At 72.3% G+C, this 21,664-nt stretch carries 17 protein-coding genes; 14 read left to right on the forward strand and 3 right to left on the reverse strand.

All coding sequences use genetic code 11. The features are described 5' to 3' along the window. Positions 1–2 precede the first annotated feature (2 nt). The 5 genes from ACLIBK_RS07310 (at position 3) to ACLIBK_RS07330 (ending at position 6,821) form a co-directional block, all read left to right on the forward strand. Positions 3–2,561, forward strand: a complete 2,559-nt coding sequence (locus ACLIBK_RS07310; RefSeq protein ID WP_415386581.1) for a PAS domain-containing protein — start codon at positions 3–5, stop codon at positions 2,559–2,561. A gap of 23 nt (positions 2,562–2,584) precedes the next feature. Then, positions 2,585–3,244 carry an MBL fold metallo-hydrolase gene (locus ACLIBK_RS07315; RefSeq protein ID WP_415386582.1) on the forward strand — a complete coding sequence of 220 codons (660 nt, stop codon included), beginning with the start codon at positions 2,585–2,587 and terminating at the stop codon, positions 3,242–3,244. Positions 3,245–3,330: 86 nt separating this feature from the next. Next, a complete protein-coding gene (locus tag ACLIBK_RS07320; RefSeq protein WP_415386583.1) occupies positions 3,331–3,876 on the forward strand; it encodes an NUDIX domain-containing protein in 546 nt (181 codons plus the stop codon). Between the two features lie 175 nt (positions 3,877–4,051). Continuing rightward, entirely contained in the window at positions 4,052–4,519 is a 468-nt protein-coding gene (locus tag ACLIBK_RS07325; protein ID WP_415386584.1) for a (2Fe-2S)-binding protein, read from the forward strand. A gap of 13 nt (positions 4,520–4,532) precedes the next feature. After that, positions 4,533–6,821, forward strand: a complete 2,289-nt coding sequence (locus ACLIBK_RS07330) for a molybdopterin cofactor-binding domain-containing protein (RefSeq protein WP_415386585.1) — start codon at positions 4,533–4,535, stop codon at positions 6,819–6,821. Between the two features lie 87 nt (positions 6,822–6,908). On the opposite strand, the gene ACLIBK_RS07335 is transcribed toward ACLIBK_RS07330, so the two are convergent. Further along, on the reverse strand, positions 6,909–7,454 hold the full coding sequence (locus tag ACLIBK_RS07335) for an L-2-amino-thiazoline-4-carboxylic acid hydrolase (protein WP_415386586.1): 546 nt from the start codon (positions 7,452–7,454) through the stop codon (positions 6,909–6,911). Positions 7,455–7,753: 299 nt separating this feature from the next. Between ACLIBK_RS07335 and ACLIBK_RS07340 the strand changes: the two genes are divergently transcribed. The 3 genes from ACLIBK_RS07340 (at position 7,754) to ACLIBK_RS07350 (ending at position 11,552) form a co-directional block, all read left to right on the forward strand. Then, positions 7,754–8,752 carry a cysteine synthase A gene (locus tag ACLIBK_RS07340; protein ID WP_415386714.1) on the forward strand — a complete coding sequence of 333 codons (999 nt, stop codon included), beginning with the start codon at positions 7,754–7,756 and terminating at the stop codon, positions 8,750–8,752. Between the two features lie 117 nt (positions 8,753–8,869). Then, positions 8,870–10,429 (forward strand): hypothetical protein, encoded by a 1,560-nt coding sequence (locus ACLIBK_RS07345; RefSeq protein WP_415386587.1) that lies wholly within the window; start codon positions 8,870–8,872, stop codon positions 10,427–10,429. Between the two features lie 100 nt (positions 10,430–10,529). Next, complete coding sequence (locus tag ACLIBK_RS07350) at positions 10,530–11,552, forward strand: YncE family protein (protein WP_415386588.1); 1,023 nt, start codon at positions 10,530–10,532, stop codon at positions 11,550–11,552. A 163-nt stretch (positions 11,553–11,715) separates the two neighbouring features. On the opposite strand, the gene ACLIBK_RS07355 is transcribed toward ACLIBK_RS07350, so the two are convergent. Next, positions 11,716–13,869, reverse strand: coding sequence for a malate synthase G (locus tag ACLIBK_RS07355; protein WP_415386589.1), 2,154 nt, complete (start codon positions 13,867–13,869; stop codon positions 11,716–11,718). Between the two features lie 154 nt (positions 13,870–14,023). Between ACLIBK_RS07355 and ACLIBK_RS07360 the strand changes: the two genes are divergently transcribed. Then, the gene (locus ACLIBK_RS07360; protein ID WP_415386590.1) at positions 14,024–15,622 is read left to right on the forward strand and encodes a gamma-glutamyltransferase; all 1,599 of its coding nucleotides are present in this window, start codon (positions 14,024–14,026) and stop codon (positions 15,620–15,622) included. Positions 15,623–15,890: 268 nt separating this feature from the next. On the opposite strand, the gene ACLIBK_RS07365 is transcribed toward ACLIBK_RS07360, so the two are convergent. Further along, positions 15,891–16,337: a DUF1489 family protein gene (locus ACLIBK_RS07365; protein WP_415386591.1), complete on the reverse strand. Its 447-nt coding sequence runs from the start codon at positions 16,335–16,337 to the stop codon at positions 15,891–15,893. A 117-nt stretch (positions 16,338–16,454) separates the two neighbouring features. On the opposite strand from ACLIBK_RS07365, the gene ACLIBK_RS07370 reads away from it, so the two are divergent. The 5 genes from ACLIBK_RS07370 to sdhD all read left to right on the forward strand — a co-directional run bounded on the left by ACLIBK_RS07370 (position 16,455) and on the right by sdhD (position 21,501). After that, positions 16,455–18,773, forward strand: a complete 2,319-nt coding sequence (locus ACLIBK_RS07370) for a methyl-accepting chemotaxis protein (protein ID WP_415386592.1) — start codon at positions 16,455–16,457, stop codon at positions 18,771–18,773. Positions 18,774–18,923: 150 nt separating this feature from the next. Next, a complete protein-coding gene (locus ACLIBK_RS07375) occupies positions 18,924–19,955 on the forward strand; it encodes an aspartate-semialdehyde dehydrogenase (protein ID WP_415386593.1) in 1,032 nt (343 codons plus the stop codon). Between the two features lie 195 nt (positions 19,956–20,150). Then, positions 20,151–20,453 (forward strand): hypothetical protein, encoded by a 303-nt coding sequence (locus ACLIBK_RS07380; protein WP_415386594.1) that lies wholly within the window; start codon positions 20,151–20,153, stop codon positions 20,451–20,453. 191 nt (positions 20,454–20,644) lie between these two features. Next, complete coding sequence (gene sdhC / locus ACLIBK_RS07385) at positions 20,645–21,091, forward strand: succinate dehydrogenase, cytochrome b556 subunit (RefSeq protein ID WP_415386595.1); 447 nt, start codon at positions 20,645–20,647, stop codon at positions 21,089–21,091. A 14-nt stretch (positions 21,092–21,105) separates the two neighbouring features. Then, positions 21,106–21,501 (forward strand): succinate dehydrogenase, hydrophobic membrane anchor protein, encoded by a 396-nt coding sequence (gene sdhD / locus ACLIBK_RS07390; RefSeq protein ID WP_415386596.1) that lies wholly within the window; start codon positions 21,106–21,108, stop codon positions 21,499–21,501. Positions 21,502–21,664 lie beyond the last annotated feature (163 nt).

Raw genomic sequence — 21,664 nt, forward strand, 5'->3', positions numbered from 1 at the left:
GCATGCCGCACCGAGCCCCCGCCACGGCGCTGGAGCTGCGCTGCCTCGTGGTGGCACCGCACGGGCGCGATGCCGCCATCGCCGTGGGCTTGCTGTGCGATGCCCAGCTGCAGGCGGAAGCCTGCTCCGACCTCGCCACCGCGCTGCGCGAGCTGGCGCGCGGCGCCGCCGTGCTGGTGGCCACGGAGGAAGCGCTGCGCGAGGACGGCGAAGCGTTGGGCGCGCTGCGCGACTGGATGGCCGGCCAGCCCCCCTGGTCGGACCTGCCGGTGGTGATCCTGGCGCGGGCCGGATCGCGTGGCGAAGCGGCGGAAGCGGCACCGCGGCTGGCCGATGCGCTGGGCAACGGCACGGTGCTGGAACGGCCTTTCCACCCTGCCACCCTGGTGCGCACCGTGCGCACCGCCTTTCGCGCCCGCCAGCGGCAATACCAGGCGCGCGCCCACCTGCAGGAGCGCGAGCAGGCAGCGGCCGCGCTGCGCGAGGGCGAGGCGCGGCTGAAGCTGTCCCTGACGGCGGGTCGGCTGGGCTCCTGGGAGCTGATCCCCGGCGACGGCACGCTGATCGTCTCGGCGCAGTGCAAGAGCAACTACGGCCTGCCGGCGGAGGCGCCGCTGGACTACGGCATCCTGCTGGGCATGGTGGAGCCCGCGGACCGGCCCGAACTGGAGCGGAGCGTCGCGGCGGCGCTGGCCGATGGGCGGGAATTCGCGGTGGAATACCGCGTGCTGCGGGGTGACGGCGCGCCCGGCTGGGTGGAGATCCGCGGCCAGTCCGTGCCCGGCCCAGGGCCGGCGCGGCTGGTGGGGGTGTCGCAGGACGTCACCGCCCGCAAGCGCGGCGAGGAAGCGCTGCGCCAGCTGAACCAGGAGCTGGAGGCCCGGGTCGCCGAACGGTCGCGCGACCTGGCGCGGATCTTCGACCTGTCGCTGGACGTGCTGGGCATCTGCGGCACGGATGGCCGCTTCCGCTCCGTCAGCCCGGCCTGGACCCGCATCACCGGCCGGCCGGAGGCGGAGCTGCTGACGCGCCCCTTCCTGGACTCCTTGCACCCCGAGGACGTGGGCGCCGCCCGCGCCGCCTTTGCCCGCGCCCTGGACGGGGCCGACGTGAAGGGGCTGGAAACCCGCTGCCGGCATGCCGACGGCTCCTGGCGCTGGCTGTCCTGGCAGGTGCAGGCCTCGCTGGCCGACGGGCTGCTGTTCTGCGTCGCCCGCGACGTGACGGAGGAACGCGTCCGCCAAGCGGCCACCGATAAGGCGCGGCGGCTGGAAGCGCTGGGGCAGCTGACCGGCGGCGTGGCGCACGACTTCAACAACCTGCTGCAGGTGCTGGGCGCCGGGCTGGAAGCCATCGAGCGGGTGCGCGAACCCGAGGGGCGGGCCCGCGCGAACGGCACGGAAGGCGGCGCGGCCCCGCCGCCCGAGGACGGCAACGGTGCGGCCGAGCGCGATGCCGCCCGGCGCGCCCGCTTCATCTCCGCCATGCGGGACGCAGTACGGCGCGGCGGGGCGCTGACGCGGCAGCTGCTGGCCTTCGCGCGGCGGCAGGCGTTGCGGCCCGAGCCGGTGGACGTGGCGGGGCTGGTGGACGGGTCGCTGCGCGAGCTGCTGGCGCGGTCGCTGCGCGGCGACGTGCAGCTGCAAACCCGCTTCGCCCCGGGCTTGTGGCCTGCGCTGGTGGACCCGGCGCAGCTGGAGGCGGCGCTGATCAACTTGGCCGTCAACGCCCGCGATGCCATGCCCGGGGGCGGCACGCTGCGCATCACCGCCGAGAATGTCACGATCGGCGAGGCCGCGCCGGACCCGGACGGCTTGCGCGGCGATTTCGTGCGCCTGTGCGTGGCCGACACCGGCACGGGCATGCCGGCGGAAGTGTTGGCGCATATCTTCGAGCCCTTCTTCACCACCAAGGAGGTCGGCGTCGGCTCCGGCCTGGGGCTGGCACAGGTGCACGGCTTCGCGCGCCAGTCCGGCGGCGCGGTGCGGGTGGACAGCGTGCCGGGCGAGGGCACGACGGTGACGCTGCTGCTGCCCCGCACCGCCCCGGCCGAGGCGGTGACGCCGGTTCCCGCGGGCGATCCGGCCGGGGCAGGGGATACGCCGGGGCTGCGCATCCTGGTGGTGGAGGATGACGAGGCGGTGGCCGTGCTGGCCAGCGAAACCCTGCGCCGCCTCGGCCACCGGGCGACGCGCGTGTCCTCGGCCGCGCAGGCGCTGGCCACCATGGCGGACCCGGAATTCGGCCTCGACCTGCTGTTCACCGACGTGCTGATGCCCGGCGGCATGGACGGGCTGGCGCTGGTGGCGGAAGCGCGCCGCCGCCGCCCCGGCCTGCCGGCGCTGTTGGTCAGCGGCTACAGCGGCGCGCCGGCGCGGGTAGCGGCGGCGGGGCTGCCGCTGCTGTCCAAGCCTTATTCCTCCGAGGAGCTGCGCGCCGCCGTGGCGGTGGCCAGCCGCCCCGCTGCCGGCCCTGTGCCCGCCGGCTGGCGTCCCGGCGAGCGGCCGCCGGCGCCAACCACCGCCGGGCGGCCCGCCGAGCACCTGGCGAGCGGCGCCTGAACCCCGAAGGAGGAGCGCCGAGCATGGCCCTGTCCGACACCGGCACCCTGCGCGGCGCCATCCTGCCGGTGACGCCGTTCCGGCAGAACTGCGTGATCCTGTGGAACGACGCCACCAAGCGTGGCGCCGTGGTGGACCCCGGGGAGGCTGCGCCGGTGCTGGCCGCCCTGCGCGAACTGGGCGTGACGGCGGAGAAGGTGCTGCTGACGCACGGCCACCTCGACCACGCCTCGGGGGCGGCGGAGGTGGCGGAAACCCTGGGCATCCCCGTGGAAGGCCCGCACGAGGCGGACCGCTTCCTGCTGGACGGCTTGCCGGAAGCCGCGGCGCCCTTCGGCTTCCCTGCCCGCGCCGTGACCCCCGACCGCTGGCTGGCCGAGGGCGACGCGGTGGAGGTCGGCGGCCACCGCTTCGCCGTGCTGCACTGCCCCGGCCATACGCCCGGCCACGTCGTGTTCCACAATGCCGGGCACAAGCTGGTGCTGGTGGGGGACGTGCTGTTCCGCGGCTCGGTGGGGCGGACGGACTTCCCCTACGGCGACGGGCCCGGGCTGGTGCGCGCGATCCGCGAGAAGCTGTTCCCGCTGGGCGACGAGGTGTCCTTCCTGTGCGGCCACGGCCCCGGCGGCACGCTGGGCGAGGAGCGGCAGGGCAACCCCTATGCCGGCGAGAACGCCGCCTGACACCCGCCGGGCCGCGCGGCGGCCCGCAGCGCTTCGCACCCCGCCCGACCCAGCACCGCCGACCATTCCGGGAAACCGCACGCCGCATGTCCGACCACGACATCACCACCACCGACACCCGACTGGTCTACGAGAACCGCTGGATGCGGGTGCGAGAGGACCGGGTGCGCCGGCGCGACGGCTCGCCCGGCCTGTTCGGCGTGGTGGAGAAGACGGATTTCGTCACCGTCGCCGCCGTGCAGGACGGCATGGTCCACATGATCGAGCAGTACCGCTACCCCGTCCGCCGCCGCTACTGGGAGCTGGTGCAGGGCATGTGGGAAGACCGCCCCGGCACCGACCCGCGCGAGCTGGCCCGTGCCGAACTGCGGGAAGAAACGGGGCTGCGGGCGGCGGAGGTCACCTATGCCGGGCGGCTGTTCCTGGCCTACGGCTTCTGCACCCAAGCCAACCACGTCTTCCTGGCCACCGGCCTGACGCCCGGCGAAGCGTCGCTGGAGCCGGAGGAGCAGGACCTCATCACCCGCGCCTTTCCGCTGGCCGAGGTGGAGGGGATGATCCGCGAGGGGGTGATCGAGGACCAGTCCACGGTCGCCGCGCTCGGGCTGCTGCGGCTGAAGGGGATGCTCTGAGCGCCGGTCCCGGCGGCCGGAGCGTCGCGGCCGCATCCTGCGCGCGGGGGGCGTTTCTCACCCGGCCGCGCCCCTTCGCGACCGCCCGGCAGGAAGATGCTCGCGAAGCTTGTTCGCGAATCGCTAACGGCCTACCCTCGGTGGTTGAAAAGAACTGCCGAGTGGAGGAACAATCATGGCCGTGGCCGTGAAGCTGGACGTGAACGGCACGTCCCACCGGATCGAGGTCGACGATCCCGAGATGCCGCTGCTCTACGCGCTGCGCGACGAGCTGGGCATGAACGACCCCCGCTTCGGCTGCGGCCTGGCGCAATGCGGCGCCTGCACCGTGCACGTGAACGGGACCCCCACGCGCTCCTGCGTGACGCCGATCTCGGCGGTGGAGGGGCAGCCGGTGGTGACGCTGGCCGGGCTGGGCACGCCGGAACGGCCGCATCCCATCCAGACCGCCATCGTCGAGGAGCAGGCGCTGCAATGCGGCTACTGCATCAACGGCTGGGTGATGACCGCCGCCGCGCTGCTGCGCGACAAGCCGCGCGCCACGGAAGCCGAGATCCGCGAAGGGCTGTCGGGGCTGAAGTGCCGCTGCGGCACGCATCTGTCGATCATCCGCGCCGTGCAGCGCGTCGCCCAGGCGGCGTGAGGGGAGAGGGACCATGAACGCCATTCTGTCCCGCCGCGGCCTGCTGGGCGCCGGCGGCGCTCTGTTCGTCGCCTTCGGCGCCCCGGCGCTGGCCCAGGTCGACGCCCCGCGTGACGAGTCCGGCAGCGCCCCGGCGCGCACGCCCGCCGCGGCGAAGCCGCCGCTGACGGCCGACCAGCTGGACAGCTGGATCGCCGTGCAGGCGGACGGTTCCGTCACCGCCTTTTTCGGCAAGGTCGATGTCGGCCAGGCGCTGGAAGTCGCCATCGCGCAGATCGTGGCCGACGAGTTGGACGTGGCGCATTCCGCCGTGACGGTGGTGATGGGCGACAGCGCCAGCAGCGTGAACCAGGGCGGCGCCTCCGGCTCCTTCGGCGTGGAAAAGGGCGGCATCACCCTGCGCTACGCCGCGGCCGAGGCCCGCCGCGTGCTGCTGACCCTGGCGGCGCAGCGCCTGGGCACGGAAGCGCTGGAGGTCACGGACGGCGTGGTGTCCGTGCGCGGCGACGCCGCGCGCACGGTGTCCTATGGCGAGCTGATCGGCGGCCGCTTCTTCGACGTGCCGATGCAGTGGAACGGGAAGATCGGCAACGAGCTGGTGGCGCGGGGCGTGGCGGAGCCCAAGCGGCCCGACCAGTACCGGGTCGTTGGCCAATCCATCCCGCGCACCGACATCCGCGAGAAGGTCTTCGGGCGGATGGAGTTCGTCACCGACATCCGGCTGCCGAACATGCTGCATGCGCGGGTGATCCGCCCGCCCGTGGCGGGTGCCGTCCCGGTGAGCGTGGACGAGAACTCGATCCGCGATATCCCCGGCGCCCGCGTGGTGCAGAAGGGCGGGCTGCTGGCGGTGCTGGCCGAGCGCGAATGGAATGCCATCCGCGCCAGCACCCAGCTGGCCGTGACCTGGTCCGACGCCGCACCGGCCTTTCCCGGCAGCGACCGTCTGTACGAGCACATCCGCGATGCCCCCGTGGTGACGCGGCGCGAGGAAACCAAGCAGGGCAACGCCGAGGCGGCGATCACCGGCGCCGCGCGGGTGGTGGAGGCCGAGTACCACTGGCCCTTCCAGTCGCACGCTAGCATGGGCCCGGCCTGTGCGGTCGCCGACGTGCGCGCCGACGGCGCCACGCTATGGACCGGCAGCCAGAAGCCGCATTTCGGCCGGGACGGCGTGGCCGCCATCACCGGCCTGCCGGTGGAGAAGGTGCGCGCCATCTTCGTGCGCGGCCCCGGCTCCTACGGCCGCAACGACGCGGGCGACGCGGCGCTGGACGCGGCGGTGCTGTCGCAGGAAGTCGGGCGCCCCGTGCGGCTGCAGTACATGCGCGCCGACGGCACGGCCTGGGACCCGAAGGGCCCGGCCTCCATCCATCGCTGCCGCGCCGGGCTGGACGCGCAGGGGCGGGTGGTGGGCTACTCCTTCATCAGCAAGGGCTTCTCGCGCGTCGACATCGACACGAACGAGAGCGACCCGCGGCAGTCCCTGGCCGGGCAGATGAACGGCCAGGCGCCCAAGCCGACCCAGGGCTTCGCGGTGCCGGCGGAAACCTACGACTTTGAGAACCAGCTGCTGGCCTGGGAAACCATCCCCCCGCTGCTGGCGGCGGCGTCGCCGCTGCGCACCTCGCACCTGCGCGACCCTCTCGGGCCGCAGATCAACTTCGCCTCCGAAGGCTTCATCGACGAGCTGGCGGCGGTGGCCGGCGCCGACCCGGTGCAGTTCCGCCTGGACCACATGAAGAGCGAGCGCGGCCTGCGGGTGCTGCGCGCCGCGGCCGAGCGCGCCGGCTGGCAGCCGCGCCCGGCGGCGCGGCAGGTCGCCGGCGGCGAGGTGGTGCAGGGCCGCGGCGTGGCCTACGCGCAGCGGGTGGACACCATCGTGGCGGCGATCGTCACCATCGAGGTGAACCGGCGCACCGGCGCGGTGCGGCCGTTGCGCTGGGTGGTGGCGCATGACTGCGGGCTGGTGATCAATCCCAACGGCACGCGGCTGACGGTGGAGGGCAACATCGTCCACGCCACCTCCCGCGCGCTGTGGGAGGAGATCACCTTCGACGAGCGCAACGTCACCAGCACGGACTGGATGGGCTACCCGATGATCGACATCACCGAGGCGCCGGAGGGCGTCGAGGTGGTGCTGGTGAACCGCCCGGACCAGCCGCCCACCGGTGCCGGCGAGGCATCCTCCCGCCCCGTGGCGGCAGCGATCGGCAACGCCATCTTCGACGCCACCGGCGTGCGTCTGCGGCAGGCGCCGTTCACGCCGGAGCGGGTCAAGGCGGCGCTGGCGCGGGCCTGACGGAAGCGGCGGGGCGGCGCGATCCGCCTCGCCGCCGGCTTCGTCGGTTGCCGGGTCGCTGGCCCGGTCCGGCGGTGGGCCACGCCCTCAGTCCGGCACGAAGCTCAGGTGGCAGCAGCCTTCATGGCCGGGAGTCCAGCTCTCGGCCGAGAAGCGCAGCCCGCTGCAGCCGAACACGGCATGGTCGGCGCGATTGGCGATGCGGCACAGGGTCGCGATCTCCGCCGGGGTGCGGCCATCCTCCTCCCAGGCATCCTTGAGCGGGCAGCGTCGCACTAGCACGCGCAGCGTGCCGTCCGGGGCTTCGCGGATGCTGTGCGGGAACAGCTGGCCCCAATCCGGGCTGGCGCGGGTCAGGAAGCGTTCCACCACCCTGCGCGGCGTGGGATCGTCGAGATCGGCGAAGAGCGCTTCTCCCGCGGCGCGGCCGCGCGTCTCGATGGCGGCGGAAAGCAGGCGCTCGGCCTCGGCCTCGCCGTGGGCGTCACGCAGCACGGTGTAGAAATCCCAGTACAACCGGCCGCGCGCCTTGAAGGACGCGTCCAGCTCGGCCGCGAGGCGCTCGGCGCGTTCCTGCGCCGAAGGCTCGGTGGCCGGCAGGGCGGGGGAGGGAAGCTCCCGTTCGTCGGACATCCCGGTTCTGCTCCGGCGTTGGGAAAACGGGGCGGGCGGCGCTTCGCCGGGCCCGCACTCGTCCGGCAGCCTATGAGGCAGCGCGGCACCGCGCAAACCGCCGCGACCGCGGCGGACGCCCCCTGGTATCGCCCCGGGGCAGGCTGCACATGTCAGCGGCGTCACGCGGCCGGCCGGTTTCGGCGCGAGGCAGGAGGGAGAAGCTCGATGTTGCAGCAGCCGGAGTCTTCGCAGTGGAACCGCGACGTGGTGCGCCGTGTCGGTGCGGCGGGGATGGGCGCGTGACGCTGCCAGGCGGCATGTCCGCATCCCGCGCGGACGGGTTCTGGGGTGCTGCGGGGCAAACGCCGCTGATCCGGCTGCGGCGCGCCTCGGAGGCCACGGGCTGCGAGATCCTGGGCAAGGCGGAGTTCATGAACCCCGGCGGCAGCGTCAAGGACCGTGCAGCGATCGGCATCCTCGGCGACGCCGTGCAGCGCGGGCTGCTGACGCCCTTCCAGCCCGGCACGGTGGTGGAGGGCACGGCCGGCAACACCGGTATCGGGCTGACCCTGGCGGCCAATGCGCGTGGCTGGCGGTCGGTGGTGGTGATGCCCGAGACGCAGAGCCGCGAGAAGATCGACTTCCTGCGCATGATCGGCGCCGACCTGCGGCTGATCCCGGCCAAGCCCTATTCCGACCCCGGCAACTACGTCCATTATTCCCGTCGCCTGGCGGAGGAGATGGGCGCGGTCTGGGCCAACCAGTTCGACAACCTCGCCAACGCGCACGCGCATGAGCTGACCACCGGCCCGGAGATCTGGGAACAGACGGATGGCCGCATCCATGCCTTCACCTGTGCCTGCGGCACGGGCGGGACCCTGGCGGGCACGGCGCGGGCGCTGAAGGCGCGTAACCCGGATATCCGTATCGTGCTGGCCGACCCGATGGGCAGTGCGCTGTATTCCTGGGTCAAGACCGGCACGCTGCACGCCGAGGGCAATTCTGTCACCGAGGGCATCGGCCAGGCCGCCCGCGTGCCGGGCAACCTGGAAGGGGCGCCGATCGACGATGCCGTGCAGATCCCCGACCCCGAGGCGCTGGAGCAGATCTTCGACCTGCTGTCGGAAGAAGGGCTGAGCATCGGCGGCAGCGCGGGCATCAACGTGGCGGCGGCGATCCGCGTGGCGCGCGACCTCGGGCCCGGGCACACAGTGGTCACGGTGCTCTGCGACGGCGGGTCGCGCTACCAGTCCAAGCTGTTCAACCCGGAGTTCCTCCGGGAAAAGGGCCTGCCGCTGCCGCACTGGCTGGGCTGAACCCACGCGGCGCCTTGCCGAGAATGGTCCGAAACCGTTACGGTTGACGGCGCAAACCGGCGTCGCGCCGTCGTTGAACCCAGGCGGCGCGCTTCCCGGCCGGAGGAAGCCCGTCTCATGCCGATCACCGCGCCCTTCTTCCCGATCATCTACGTGCGCGGCTATGCCGGCAACGACAGCGAGATCGAGGACACGGTGTCCGACCCCTATATGGGGTTCAATCTCGGCTCCACGAAGCTGCGGCAGCTCTGGACCGGCAAGGTCGAGCGGCACTACTTCGAATCCCCGCTGGTGCGGCTGATGAAGGATTTCGGCTACCGCGACGTGTATTCCGCGGGGCTGGACATGGTGCCGGACCGGCCGCTCGATCCGAAGTCGATCATCATCTACCGCTACTACGACAAGGTTTCCGCCGATTTCGGCGGCGGCGAGCAGCTGCGGATGGAAACCTTCGGTGCCGACCTGAACGATCTGATCGAGCGCGTGCGCGACAGCGTCTGCACCGACCCCGCCGACCGGGAAAGCTTCAAGGTCTACCTCGTCGGCCACTCCATGGGCGGGCTGGTGATCCGCTGCTTCCTGCAGAACGATGCCATCGGCCGACCGGAAACCAAGGCGCTGGTGGACAAGGCCTTCACCTACGCGACGCCGCACAACGGCATCGAGCTGGAGATCATCGGCAACGTCCCGAGCTTCTTCACCCGCAACAGCGCCGACAACTTCAACCGCGAGCGCATGGCCCAGTATCTCGGCCTGCCCGCCGGCACCGATCCGGTGCATTCCCTGAACGGCCGCTTCGACGCGGACCGCTTCTTCTGCTTGGTCGGCACCAACGCCAAGGACTACGCGGTGGCCAGCGGCTGGTCGTCGCGCGTGGTGGGGCCGTTCAGCGACGGGCTGGTGCGCATCGCCAATGCCGCCGTGACCGCGCTCACCGGCATCCCGGACTGCCCGGAGCGCCTGGCGCCGCGCGCCTTCGTGCACCGCAGCCATTCCGGCCCCTACGGCATCGTCAACTCCGAGGAGGGCTACCAGAATCTCACGCGCTTCCTGTTCGGCAACGTGCGCGTCGAGGGCGTGCTGGAAGTGCACGCGCTGTCGCTGCCCGAGGATATCCAGGCCTTCAAGGACGGCGGGCAGCAGATCCGCGCTTCCTACCACTTCGAGTGCGTCACCCGGGTGCGCGGCGCCAACTGGGATCTCAGCCGGCGGCTGGCGGCGGAGAACTCCACCGTGTTCCGCAAATTCGGCGAACTCTTTCCCGACAAGGCCGAGAACTACGACCGGCCTCACCACGACCGGCCGCAGCTGTTCACCACCTACCTGAACGCCGCGTCCCGCGTCGATCCGCAGCGGCCCTCGCTGGGCTTCAGCCTCGACCTCGGCGTGCTGGTGCCGGAATACGAGGTGGACGGGGTGCTCTGGCTGAAGAACCACTATCCCGGCGGCTACCTGTTCCGCGAGAAGTTCAACCTGGAAGCCATCCCGCCGGAGGAACCGGCTGGGCAGTGGCGGTTGCGCTACGGGACGGATTCCACCTCGCCCAACCGCACCACCCAGGACGCGGTCGGCACGCCCACGGCCGGGGGGCTGGAATTTCGCATCCCCGTCGTGCAGCGGACCCGGCCGGGGATCGAGGCGATGCTGGTGCTGACCGCCGCGCCCTGGAACAGCTGACCCGGCGGCCACGCGCAACCCCGGCCGCCGGGCTAGGCTTACCGGGGCAGTGCCGCAGGCTAACCGCGGCGCCCCGCCTACCCGAGGGAGAGAAAGAGCCGTGCCGCAGCGCAGAACCGTTCTGGGGGGCCTCGCCGCCCTGGCCGCCGCCCCGTCCGTCGTGGCCGCACAAACGCCGGCGGTGGCTGGGGAGGTGCTGCTGGTGATGGAAAAGACCGCCGCTACCCTGGCCTTCCTGGACGCGTCGAGCGGCGCCCGGCTGGGCGAGGTGCGGCTGCCGCCCTTTCCGCACGAGTTCGTCGTGTCCTCCGACAACCGCACCGCCTTCGTGGGGCATTACGGGGTGGAGTCCTCGGCTAACCCGGGGGAGGGTGGCCACGCCGTGCTGGTGGTGGACCTGCGTGAGCGCCGAGTGGCGCGCAGCATCGAGTGCAGCCCCTTCAACCGCCTACACGGCATGGCGCTGGACAGCCGTGACCGCCTCTACGCGTTGAGCGAGGAGAAGGCGGTGCTGCTGAGCATCGACGAGCCGCTGAATGCCACCGCGCCCAGCAGCGCCGTCGCGGCGGGTGGCCTCAAGACGCATCTCTTCTCCCTGAGCCGCGACGGCGAGCGGGCCTTCGTCACCGGGCTGCTGTCCAACACCGCCACGCTGGTGCGGCCGCGCGACGCGTCCGTCGCGCCGGTGAGCGTCACCACCGGCCGCATGCCGGAAGGCAACTGCCTCAGCCCCGACGAGCGCACGCTGTTCGTGGCCAACCGGCGCAGCGGCACGCTGGTGGCGATCGAGACGGACAGCATGCGCATCCGCTTCACCAAGCAGCTTGGCGGCGACCCGCTGCGCGTCTACGCCCTGCCGGACGGCCGGCTGCTGGTGACCAACCTGCAGGCCCGCACCATCACCATGCTCAGCCCGGAGATGGAGGAGATCGCCGTCGTGCAGCTGGACGCGATTCCGGCGGCGGCCTCGCTGCATCCGTCGCGGCCGGTGGCCTTCGTGTCGCTGTCCTCCGACAAGGTGGCGGTGCTGGACCTCGACACGCGACGCATCGAGGCGCAGTTCGCGACCAAGGCCGGGGCGGACGTGACGCGCCTGATCCCGGCCGGTGCCCTGGCAGGCTGAGAGTCGGAGAGAAGAAAGCCGGGGGAAAGTATCCCCCCGGACCCCCCTCTATTTTCGGGAGTTTGCGGGTGCCTTTCGGGGCACCCGCAAACTCCCGAAAGAAGGAGGGGGATTGGGGGAGTTCACTCCCCCGACCTTCCTTTCTCAGACCCGGACCGCGCGTTCAGGCGGCGGACTTCGCCTCGCGGCGCCGCGCGGTCAGCACGAATTCCGTGTAGCCGTTGGGCTGCGCGGCACCCTGGAAGATCAGGTCGGCGGCGGCGCGGAAGGCAGGGCCGTCGAAGTTCGGCGCCATCGGCGTGTAGTTGCTGTCGCCGGCATTCTGCTTGTCCACCACCGCCGCCATGCGCCGCAGGGTTTCCGTGACCTGCGCTTCCGTGGCGACGCCGTGGCGCAGCCAGTTGGCGATGTGCTGGGCGGAGATGCGCAGCGTGGCGCGGTCCTCCATCAGCCCGACATCGTGGATGTCCGGCACCTTGGAGCAGCCGACGCCCTGGTCCACCCAGCGCACGACGTAGCCCAGGATGCCCTGGGCGTTGTTGTCCAGCTCCGCCTGCACGTCGGCCGGCGCCCAGTTGGTGTTCTCCGCCAGCGGCACGGACAGGATGTCGGAAAGCTTGGCGCGCGGGCCGCCGCCGGCGATCTCCTCCTGCCGGGCGGCCACGTCCACCTGGTGGTAGTGCAGCGCGTGCAGCGTCGCCGCGGTAGGGGAGGGCACCCAGGCCGTGGTGGCGCCGGCACGGGGATGGCCGATCTTCTGCTGGAGCATGTCCGCCATGGCGTCGGGCGCGGCCCACATGCCCTTGCCGATCTGCGCCTTGCCGCGCAGCCCGCAGGCGATGCCGGTGTCGACGTTCCAGTCCTCGTAGGCCTTGATCCAGGGCAGGGCGCGCATGTCGTTCTTGCGCACCACCGCCCCGGCTTCCATGGAGGTGTGGATCTCGTCGCCGGTGCGGTCGAGGAAGCCGGTGTTGATGAACACCACCCGCTCCCGCGCGGCCGCGATGCAGGCCTTGAGGTTCACGGTGGTGCGCCGCTCCTCGTCCATGATGCCCATCTTGAGCGTGTTGCGCCGCAGGCCCAGCGCGTCCTCCACGCGGCCGAACAGTTCCACCGCCCAGGCCACCTCGTCGGGCCCGTGCATCTTGGGCTTCACGATGTAGACGGAACCGGCGCGCGAATTCAGGTGGCGGCCGTTGGGCCCGATGTCGTGCAGCGCGCAGGCGGCGGTGATCAGCGCGTCCAGCACCGTTTCCGGCACGGCCTCGCCGTCCAGCGTGGCAATGTCGGTCATCATGTGGTGGCCGACATTGCGCACCAGCATCAGCGAGCGGCCGGGCAGCGTCAGGGTGCTGCCGTCCGGCGCCGTGAACGTGCGGTCCGGGTTCAGCGCGCGGGTGACGGTCTGGCCACCCTTCTCGAAAGTTTCCACGAGGTCGCCGCGCATCAGGCCGAGCCAGTTGCGGTACACCAGCACCTTGTCTTCCGCGTCCACGGCGGCGACGGAATCCTCGCAGTCCTGGATGGTGGACACGGCGCTTTCCAGCACCAGGTCGGACACGCCGGCGGCGTCGCCCTTGCCAATGGCGCTGCTGCGGTCGAAGCGGATCTCCAGGTGCAGCCCGTTCTTGCGCAGCAGCACGGAAGCAGGGCTGACGGCCTCGCCGGCGAAGCCGACGAACTGCGCGGGATCGCGCAGTGCTACCGTGTTGCCGGTGCGCAGCGTCACCGCCAGCGCGCCGTTCGCGGCGCTGTAGCCGGTGGCGTCGGCGTGGCTGCCCTCGACCAGTGGCGCGGCTTCGTCCAGCGCCTGCCGGGCGCGGGCGATCACCTGCGCGCCGCGGGCGGGGTCGTAACCCTTCGTCTTCGGGCCTTGCTGCGGCAGCGCATCGGTGCCGTAGAGCGCGTCGTACAGGCTGCCCCAGCGGGCATTGGCGGCGTTCAGCGCGTAGCGGGCGTTGTTGACCGGCACCACCAGCTGCGGCCCGGCCACCGTGGCGACCTCCGGGTCGACATTGGCGGTGGACACGCTCACCTCGCCCGGCGCGTCGAGCAGGTAGCCGATCTCGCGCAGGAAGCCCTCGTAGGCGGCGGGGTCGATCGGGCGCGCGGGGTTGGCGTGGTGCCAGGCGTCGATCCGTGCCTGCAACTCGTCGCGCCGCGCCAGCAGTTCCGTGTTACGCGGGGCGAGGTCGCGCAGGATGGCTTCTGCTGCGCTCCAGAAGATGTCGGGCTCGATGCCGGTTCCTGGCAGGGCCTCGGTGGCCATGAAGGCCTCCAGCGCCGGTGCCACCTGCAAGCCGCGGCTCGTTGCCATGCGTCGATCCCTTCCGTTTCCGGCCGTGTTCCCGGGCAGATAAGCCGCCCGGTGCCCACTGGCCAAGGGGCGCCGCCGAATGGCTGTGCGGGGTGCCGCTTGCCGTGGCCGCCCTGCGGCGGGAGGCTGCGGCGACCCGAGGAGCCTTTCCCGCATGTCCACCCTGTCCGACTACCAGCCCGCCCCGCACGTCACCCAGCACTGGCAGATCACCAAGCCGGCCGCGCGCGGGCGGCGGGGGATGGTGGTGTCGCAATCGCGCTCGGCGGCGGAGGCGGGGGTGGCGGTGCTGGAAGCCGGTGGCAACGCGGCGGATGCGGCGGTGGCCGCCGCCTTCGCCCTGGCCACGGCGGAGCCCTGGAACAGCGGGCTGGGCGGCATCGGCTTCGCCGTGGTGCACCGCGCCGGGCAGCGCGAGGCGGAGGTGGTGGATTTCGGCCCGGTGGCGCCGGCGGGCATCGACCCCGCCGCCTATCCCCTGACCGGGCGGCGCAAGCAGGACCTCTTCACCTGGCCGGAGGTGGTGGGGGACCGCAACATCCACGGCCCGCTCAGCTTCGTGATCCCCTCCGCCGTGGCCGGCTACGAGGCGCTGCGGGCGCGCTTCGGCACGGGCATGCCGGCGCGCGACCTGCTGGCCCCGGCGGTGGCCCTGGCGCGGCGCGGGCTGGCGCAGGATTGGTTCACGCTGCTCAAGGTCGCGAACTCCGCCTCCGTGCTGCGCCTGTACCCCGAGAGCGCCCGGATCTACCTGCCCGGCGACCTGCCGCCGGTGCCAGCCTACCAGGGTAGCGCCCGCTTCTTCCGGCAGGGCGCGCTGGCCGATACGCTGGAACGGCTCGCGGCGGCAGGGCTGGACGACTTCTACCGCGGCGGGGTGGCGGCCGATCTGGCCGCCGACATCGCCGAAGCCGGCGGGGTGGTGACGGCGGCCGACCTGGCGGGATGCCGGGCCACGCTGCGCCCGGCCACGGTGCTGGACTGGCGCGGCACCCACAGGCTGCACACGGCCGGCGGGCTGACCGCCGCGCCGACCCTGGCCGCGGTGATGCGCGCGATGGCTGACACCGTCCCCGGCGCCCGGCCGGATGCGGATTGGTACCGCGCCTTTGCCCGGGCCATGCGCGCCGCCTATGGCGAGCGCCTGTCCGGCCTGGGCGCCGCCACCGCCGAACCGGGGGAAACCTGCACCACCCACCTGTGTGTCACCGACGCGGAAGGAACCATGGTGTCCGTCACCACCACGCTGCTCTCCTCCATGGGCAGCCGCGTGGTGCTGCCGCGCACGGGGGTGCTGATGAACAACGGCGTGATGTGGTTCGACCCGGAACCCGGCAGCGCCAACGCCATCCGCCCCGGCGCCCGGCCGCTGTGCAACATGTGCCCGGTCACCGTTTCGGCCCGCGACGGGGCAGGGCCGGTGATGGCCGCCGGCGCCTCGGGCGGGCGGCGCATCCTGGCCGCGGTGTACCAGACCCTGGCGCTGAACCTGGATTTCGGCATGGCGCCGGAGGAGGCGGCCGCTTTCCCCCGCATCGACGTATCGGGCACGGAAGGGGCCACCGCCGACCGCCGCCTGGATGCCGCCGCGCTGGAGGCTCTGGCCGCCGACGGCGCGCTGGAGGTGGTGGAGCACACCACCCTGCCGGTGAACTTCGCCTGCCCCAACGCGATCCGGCGCGTCGGCGAGGAGGCGGTGGGCATCAGCGACGTGATGTCGCCCTGGAGTGCGGCGGTGGCGGCGCGCGGGTGATCGGCGGAAGCCCGGCGCCCGACAAAGAAAGGGCCGGCCGGGCGTTTCCGCCCAGCCGGCCCAGACAGCCAGACCCCTCGCGAGGACGGCCGGTCGAACGATGACCTGCCGGGATTAGGCCACCGCCGATCCTTCCCGCCCGGAACCGTGTCCTGCCCCCGCGAAGGGGCGGTGGGAACCGCGCGACGGAGGGGATCATGCGGCCCGGCTCCTCACCCACCCATGGGCCAATGCTGACAAATCGTTCACCCCGGCCCGGGCGGCGGGTTCAGATCAGGCCGAGTTCCCGCAACTCCCGCCGCAGCTTGGGCGGCAGCGCGTCCAGCCCCTCGGCCTCGGTCACGCCCGCGGGCAGGTCGGGCGGCGCCGCGTCCGGCAGCAGGTAGCGCCAGCCCTGGAAGGGCCGGGTGGCGCGGGCTTCCACCGGGACCAGCTCCGGCGCCAGCACCAGCCCGGCGCGGGCGCGGCCGTCCGGCTCCTGCCCGGCCTCGATGGCCAGGATGCGCTGCCGCACCCGCACGAAGCCGGCCACCACCCAGTAGATGGAGCCGCCATCCACCAGCTCCGCCCCGCGCTTGGGGATCATCCGCGTCCAGTGGCGCAGTGGCGGATCCTCGCCCAGGCGGCGCGCCTGCGCGCGGCGCAGTTCCGCCACGTCCCGGGGGCCCACGGACAGCTTGATGAGGTTCAGCACGGCAGGCGCATCTGCCGCCACCGGGCGCGCTCCGCAAGGCCGTCCCGTGCGCCTCGCCCGGGAGGGCGGCCGCGTTCACCGGCCCTTCACCGCCGCGTGACATCCTCGCCGGGCCAAAATCCCGAGGGGTGCCACCGCATGCGTTTCTTCTCCAACCTGTCGGTCGGCCGCAAGCTCGCCGCCTCGGCCGGCCTGACACTGGTTCTGCTGGGCGCGCTGACGGTGGTCACCCGCCGTGAGATGGCGGATGTGGTGGCACGGCAGGACGAGCTGGGCCGGGTCGCCGCGGCCGAGAAGCTGCTTTCCGACGCCGGCGCCACCGCCCGCCGCCTGCCCGGCCTGGGCCAGGACCTGCAGGATGCCCAGACCCTGGCGGCGGTGGAGAGCCTCGCTGCGGAGGCCCTGGCCACGCTGAATCGCGCCCGGGACATGATCGCGCGCGCGGCCGAGGGCAGCGTGACCTCCGCCACGCGTGACGCCGTGCTGGCGGTGCCGGCCGCCACCCAGGGCCTGCAGGAAGGCGTCGGCGCCTTGCAGGCGGCGCGCACGGCGCTGCTCAAGGCGCGGGAGGAGAATTTCTACCCCAACAGCGGCCTCTACGATCAGGCCTTCGAGACCGTGCTGAGCAGCGTCGAGTTCGAAACATCCAGCCCTACGGAAGCGGAGGAGTTGCGGCAGCGCGCCCTGGCCTTCCACGCGGCGGTGAACGACATGCGGCTGGGGCTGCAGCGCTTCCTGGCCACGGAGGACGAGGCCCAGGTCCGCCGCATCCGCCGCGCCATGGCGCAGCTGCGGGTGCACCTGCGCGGCACCCTGTCCAGCCGTATGAGCGACAAGCTGCGCGAGGATATGGGCCGCGTCGGCGGCATCGCGGAAGGCATGTCCGCCGCCTCCGATACCATCCTCCAGGCCGCGGCCGCCTTGGAGAAGGCCCGGCGCGAGCAGATCGCGGTGGGGCAGGTGGCCATGCTGGCGGCGCTGGGCCGGGCGGGCGAGCTGATGGCCGCCGACACGGATGCCGACCGCGCCGCGGTGGTTGCCACCACCGACCGCATGCAGGAGATGACCCTGCTGCTGGGTGGCGGCATGGCGCTGCTGCTGATCCTTTCGGGCTGGTTCACCGCCCGCGCCATCGGCACGCCGCTGCGCCGCCTGGCCGGCAGCGTGCAGGCCATTGCCGGCGGCGACGCTTCCACCCCCGTGCCGGACCAGGGCCGCAAGGACGAGATCGGCCTGATCGCCGACGCGTTGGAGAAGCTGCGCGGCACGGTGGGGCGCGCCTTTGCCCAGGGCCAGATGATCGAGCAGCTGCCGCTGGGCGTCATGACCGCCGACCCGCGCGACGAGCTGCGCATCACCTACGCCAATGCCGAGATGCGCGCCGTGCTGGACCGCATTGCCGACACGCTGCCCTGTGCGCCGGAGGAGGTCGTGGGCAAGGGGCTGGAGATCTTCCCGCCACTGGCAGCCAACCGGGACGTGCTGTCCGACCCGTCGCGACTGCCGCACCGTACCCGGATGCAGCTGGGCCGCGAGGTGCTGGACCTGCGCGTGTCCGCCGTGACCGACGCGACCGGCGGCTATGTCGGGCCGATGCTGAGCTGGTCCGTGGTGACCGAGCAGGCGCGCCTGGCCGACACCTTCGAGGCCGAGGTCGGTTCCGTGGTGGACGGCGTGGCGTCCCGCGCGGGCGAGCTGCGGCAGGCGGCCCAGGGGCTGGCCGACGCGGCCGACCATTCCGGCCGTCAGGCGGCGGAGGTCGCGGAAGCTTCCGGCCAGGCCAGCGGCGACGTGCAGGCCGTGGCCGCCGCGGCCGAGGAGATGGCTGCCTCGGTGGCCGAGATCACCCGCCGGGTGGGCGAGGCGGCCGCCGTGGCCGACCGCGCCGTGTCCGAGGTGCGCGCCACCGACGACACCGTGCGCGGGCTGAGCGAGAGCGCCGGGCGGATCGGTGACGTGGTGCGGCTGATCGGCTCCATTGCCGGGCAGACCAACCTGCTGGCGCTGAACGCCACCATCGAGGCGGCCCGGGCCGGCGAGGCTGGCAAGGGCTTCGCCGTGGTGGCGGGGGAGGTGAAGAACCTCGCCGCCCAGACCGCCAAGGCCACGGAGGAGATCGGCCAGCAGATCGCCCAGATGCAGGCCGCCACCGGCCGGGCGGTGGAGGCGATCCACGGCATCGGCTCCACCGTGGAGCGCACCAGCGAGATCGCCACCGCCATCGCCGCGGCGGTGGAGGAGCAGAGCAGCGCGACGCACGAGATCGCCCGCTCCGCCGCCAAGGTGGCGCAGGGCACCAACACGGTGAACCAGTCCATCACCGGGGTGCGCCGGGCGGCGGAGGATACCGGCCAGGCCGCGGCCGGCATGCTGGAAGCCAGCGGCGGGCTGGCCACCTCGGCCGAGGTGCTGCGCACCAAGTCCACCGCCTTCCTGGCCGCGGTGCGCGCGGCCTGACGGGCGGGGGCGGGCAGGGCCGCGCGACCCTGCCCGCCCGGCCCTGCATGGCCCGCTGCGTTGCGCGGGCGCTTCCGGGGTTGCGCCGGGGGGTACGGGCGCCCTAAGTCCCGCCCTTCATTGCCTGTCAAGAAGGGTCGGGGATCACACATGGGCTACAAGGTCGCGGTCGTCGGCGCCACCGGGGCGGTGGGGCGCGAGATGCTCAAGACGCTGGCCGAGCGCAACTTCCCCGTGGGTGAGGTGGTGGCCCTGGCCTCCGGCCGGTCCGCCGGGCAGCAGGTCTCTTTCGGGGAGGACAAGGTCCTCACCGTGCAGAGCCTGGACAAGTACGACTTCCGCGGCACCGACCTCGGCCTGTTCTCCCCTGGCGCCTCCGTGTCCGCGATCCACGCGCCGCGCGCGGCGGAGGCGGGTTGCGTGGTGATCGACAACACCAGCCAATTCCGCATGGAGCCGGACGTCCCCCTGGTGGTGCCGGAGGTGAACCCGCAGGCGCTGAAGGGCTTCCGCAAGCGCCGCATCATCGCCAACCCGAACTGCTCCACCATCCAGATGGTGGTGGCGCTGAAGCCGCTGCACGCCATCGCGCGGATCAAGCGGGTGGTGGTGTCGACCTACCAATCCGTGTCCGGCGCCGGCAAGGAAGGCATGGACGAGCTCTTCACCCAGACCCGCGGCACCTTCGTCAACGACGCGGTGACGCCGGAACAGTTCACCAAGCCCATCGCCTTCAACTGCATCCCGCACATCGACAAGTTCATGGATGACGGCGCCACCAAGGAAGAGTGGAAGATGGCGGTCGAGACCCGCAAGATCCTCGACCCCGACATCGCCGTTTTCGCCACCTGCGTCCGCGTCCCCGTGTTCATTGGCCATGCCGAGGCGGTGCATGTGGAGTTCGAGGGGCCGGTGAGCGAGGCCGAGGCCTGGAAGGCGCTGCGCGCCGCTCCGGGCGTGGTGGTGCTCGACCACCGCGAGGACGGCGGCTACGTGACCCAGGTGGACTGCGCCGGCGAGGACGCGGTCTACGTGTCCCGCCTGCGCCGCGATCCCACGGTGGAGCACGGGCTGGCCTTCTGGTGCGTGGCGGACAACCTGCGCAAGGGCGCCGCGCTGAACGCCGTGCAGATCGCCGAGGAGATGCACCGCCAGGGCCTGCTGGTGCGCGAAGCGGCCTGACGGGCCGCGATGGCCTGATCGGGGCAGTCCCCGGTCAGGCCGGACGGCGTGGCGCGGGTCCCGTGGGCCGGGCCGCGTATCCCGGGCCTTTCTCGCGTTCCCGCGATGCAGCGCCATGCCCCCGTCCTGCGTTCGCCGCAAAGACGCCGCGACTCGCCCCCAGGGTGACCGGCATCTCTGATCGAGGAGCGCGACATGATTCGGACCGTGAAGGCTGGGGCGCTGGGCCTCCTGCTGCTAGGCACCGCGGCTTGCACCAACCCCTATGACCCCGGCCAGCGTGCCGTGGGCGGCGGCTTGCTGGGGGCCGGCGCGGGCGCCGCCATCGCGGGCGCCACGGATGGCAATGTGGGTGCCGGCGCGCTGATCGGCGGTGCCCTGGGTGCCGTGGGCGGTGCCGTGACTACCCCGCGCGAGCCGCGCTACTACGGCGGCGGCTACGGCCGGGGTTATGACCGGGGCTACAACCGCGGCTATGGCCGGGGCCGCGGCTGGTAAGCAGCCTTCCGCCCCCACGCGGAGGTGATGCAGCCCCCCACCGGCTCCGCCCGGCGGGGGGCTGCCATCCATTCCCCCTGCGTTGACGGTTTCGGCTTTTCAGCAACATAAGGTGGCAGAGGCCGCGATCGGCCCGGTGCCGCGCCGGGCGATGTTTTCTGCGGTCTGCGGGAACAGCCAGGGACGCTGAGATGGCAGGGCACGACGCGCGCGAAGCGATCATGAAGGGGAGGCGCACGGACGGCAGCATCGTCCAGCGCCCCATCTCGCCCCACCTGCAAGCCTACGACATGCTGCAGATGACCAGTGCCTTGAGCTTCGCCAACCGCGCTACGGGCGTGGGCTGGAGCTTCGGGCTGGTGTTCCTGGTGTGGTGGCTGGCGGCCGCCGCTTCCGGCCCGCGCGCCTTCGGGGCGGCGCAGTGGTATGCGGGCTCCTGGCTCGGCGTCATCACCTTGTTTCTGCTCAGCGGCGCGGCCTGGTTCCACACGCTGAACGGCGTCCGCCACCTCTTCTGGGATGCCGGCTACGGCTACGACATCCCCACCACCTACCGCTCCGGCTGGATGGTGCTGATCGGCACGGCGGTGCTGACGGTGCTGACCTGGGTGATCGCCATCATCGCCTGGGCACGCTGAGAAGGAACGCGGTTTTGGACCAGCAAACGCATCTCACCCGCCTGCAGAGCCCGCTGGGCCGGGTTCGCGGCCTGGGTTCCGCCAAGGGCGGCACGCATCACTGGTGGCTGCAGCGGGTGTCCTCCCTGGCGCTGCTGCCGCTGACCCTGTGGTTTGTGTTCTCCGTGGCCAGCCTGTCCGGCGCTCCCTACGAGCGGGTGGTGAGCTGGATCGGGCGGCCCTTCAACGCGGTGCTGCTGCTGCTGATCATCGGCATCGGCTTCCAGCACACGGCCTCCGGCCTGCAGGTGGTGGTGGAGGACTATGTTCGCCCCGAGAGCGCCCGGCAGGCCGTGAACCTGCTGCAGAAGGGCATCTGCCTGGTTCTGGCGCTGGTGTCGGCCCTGGCGGTGCTGCGGATCGCGGTCTGATCGGGGATGCGCGTTGCCGGGCCGTTTAAGGTCTGGCGGCGCTGAATTCGCACCCCATTTGTTCCGGGAAGACGCCGGGCCGCGGCAAGGGCCCGCCCGGCATCGCCCCGGAAACGGTGGGAACAGTTTCTCCTGCGGCAACCCGGCCCTGTCCGGCGCGCCG

Origin of the sequence: Roseomonas sp. BN140053 (assembly GCF_047690175.1) — a bacterium.
Taxonomy (GTDB): Bacteria; Pseudomonadota; Alphaproteobacteria; order Acetobacterales; family Acetobacteraceae; genus Roseomonas.

Excerpts from the sequence above, each read along its gene's own strand:
- ACLIBK_RS07340 (WP_415386714.1), top strand. The coding sequence starts at position 7,754 with ATGTCCGCATCCCGCGCGGACGGGTTCTGGGGTGCTGCGGGGCAAACG.
- ACLIBK_RS07345 (WP_415386587.1), top strand. The coding sequence starts at position 8,870 with ATGCCGATCACCGCGCCCTTCTTCCCGATCATCTACGTGCGCGGCTAT.
- ACLIBK_RS07370 (WP_415386592.1), top strand. The coding sequence starts at position 16,455 with ATGCGTTTCTTCTCCAACCTGTCGGTCGGCCGCAAGCTCGCCGCCTCG.
- ACLIBK_RS07325 (WP_415386584.1), top strand. The coding sequence starts at position 4,052 with ATGGCCGTGGCCGTGAAGCTGGACGTGAACGGCACGTCCCACCGGATC.
- ACLIBK_RS07380 (WP_415386594.1), top strand. The coding sequence starts at position 20,151 with ATGATTCGGACCGTGAAGGCTGGGGCGCTGGGCCTCCTGCTGCTAGGC.
- ACLIBK_RS07330 (WP_415386585.1), top strand. The coding sequence starts at position 4,533 with ATGAACGCCATTCTGTCCCGCCGCGGCCTGCTGGGCGCCGGCGGCGCT.
- ACLIBK_RS07360 (WP_415386590.1), top strand. The coding sequence starts at position 14,024 with ATGTCCACCCTGTCCGACTACCAGCCCGCCCCGCACGTCACCCAGCAC.
- sdhC (WP_415386595.1), top strand. The coding sequence starts at position 20,645 with ATGGCAGGGCACGACGCGCGCGAAGCGATCATGAAGGGGAGGCGCACG.
- ACLIBK_RS07335 (WP_415386586.1), bottom strand. The coding sequence starts at position 7,454 with ATGTCCGACGAACGGGAGCTTCCCTCCCCCGCCCTGCCGGCCACCGAG.
- ACLIBK_RS07355 (WP_415386589.1), bottom strand. The coding sequence starts at position 13,869 with ATGGCAACGAGCCGCGGCTTGCAGGTGGCACCGGCGCTGGAGGCCTTC.
- ACLIBK_RS07315 (WP_415386582.1), top strand. The coding sequence starts at position 2,585 with ATGGCCCTGTCCGACACCGGCACCCTGCGCGGCGCCATCCTGCCGGTG.
- ACLIBK_RS07375 (WP_415386593.1), top strand. The coding sequence starts at position 18,924 with ATGGGCTACAAGGTCGCGGTCGTCGGCGCCACCGGGGCGGTGGGGCGC.
- ACLIBK_RS07310 (WP_415386581.1), top strand. The coding sequence starts at position 3 with ATGCCGCACCGAGCCCCCGCCACGGCGCTGGAGCTGCGCTGCCTCGTG.
- ACLIBK_RS07320 (WP_415386583.1), top strand. The coding sequence starts at position 3,331 with ATGTCCGACCACGACATCACCACCACCGACACCCGACTGGTCTACGAG.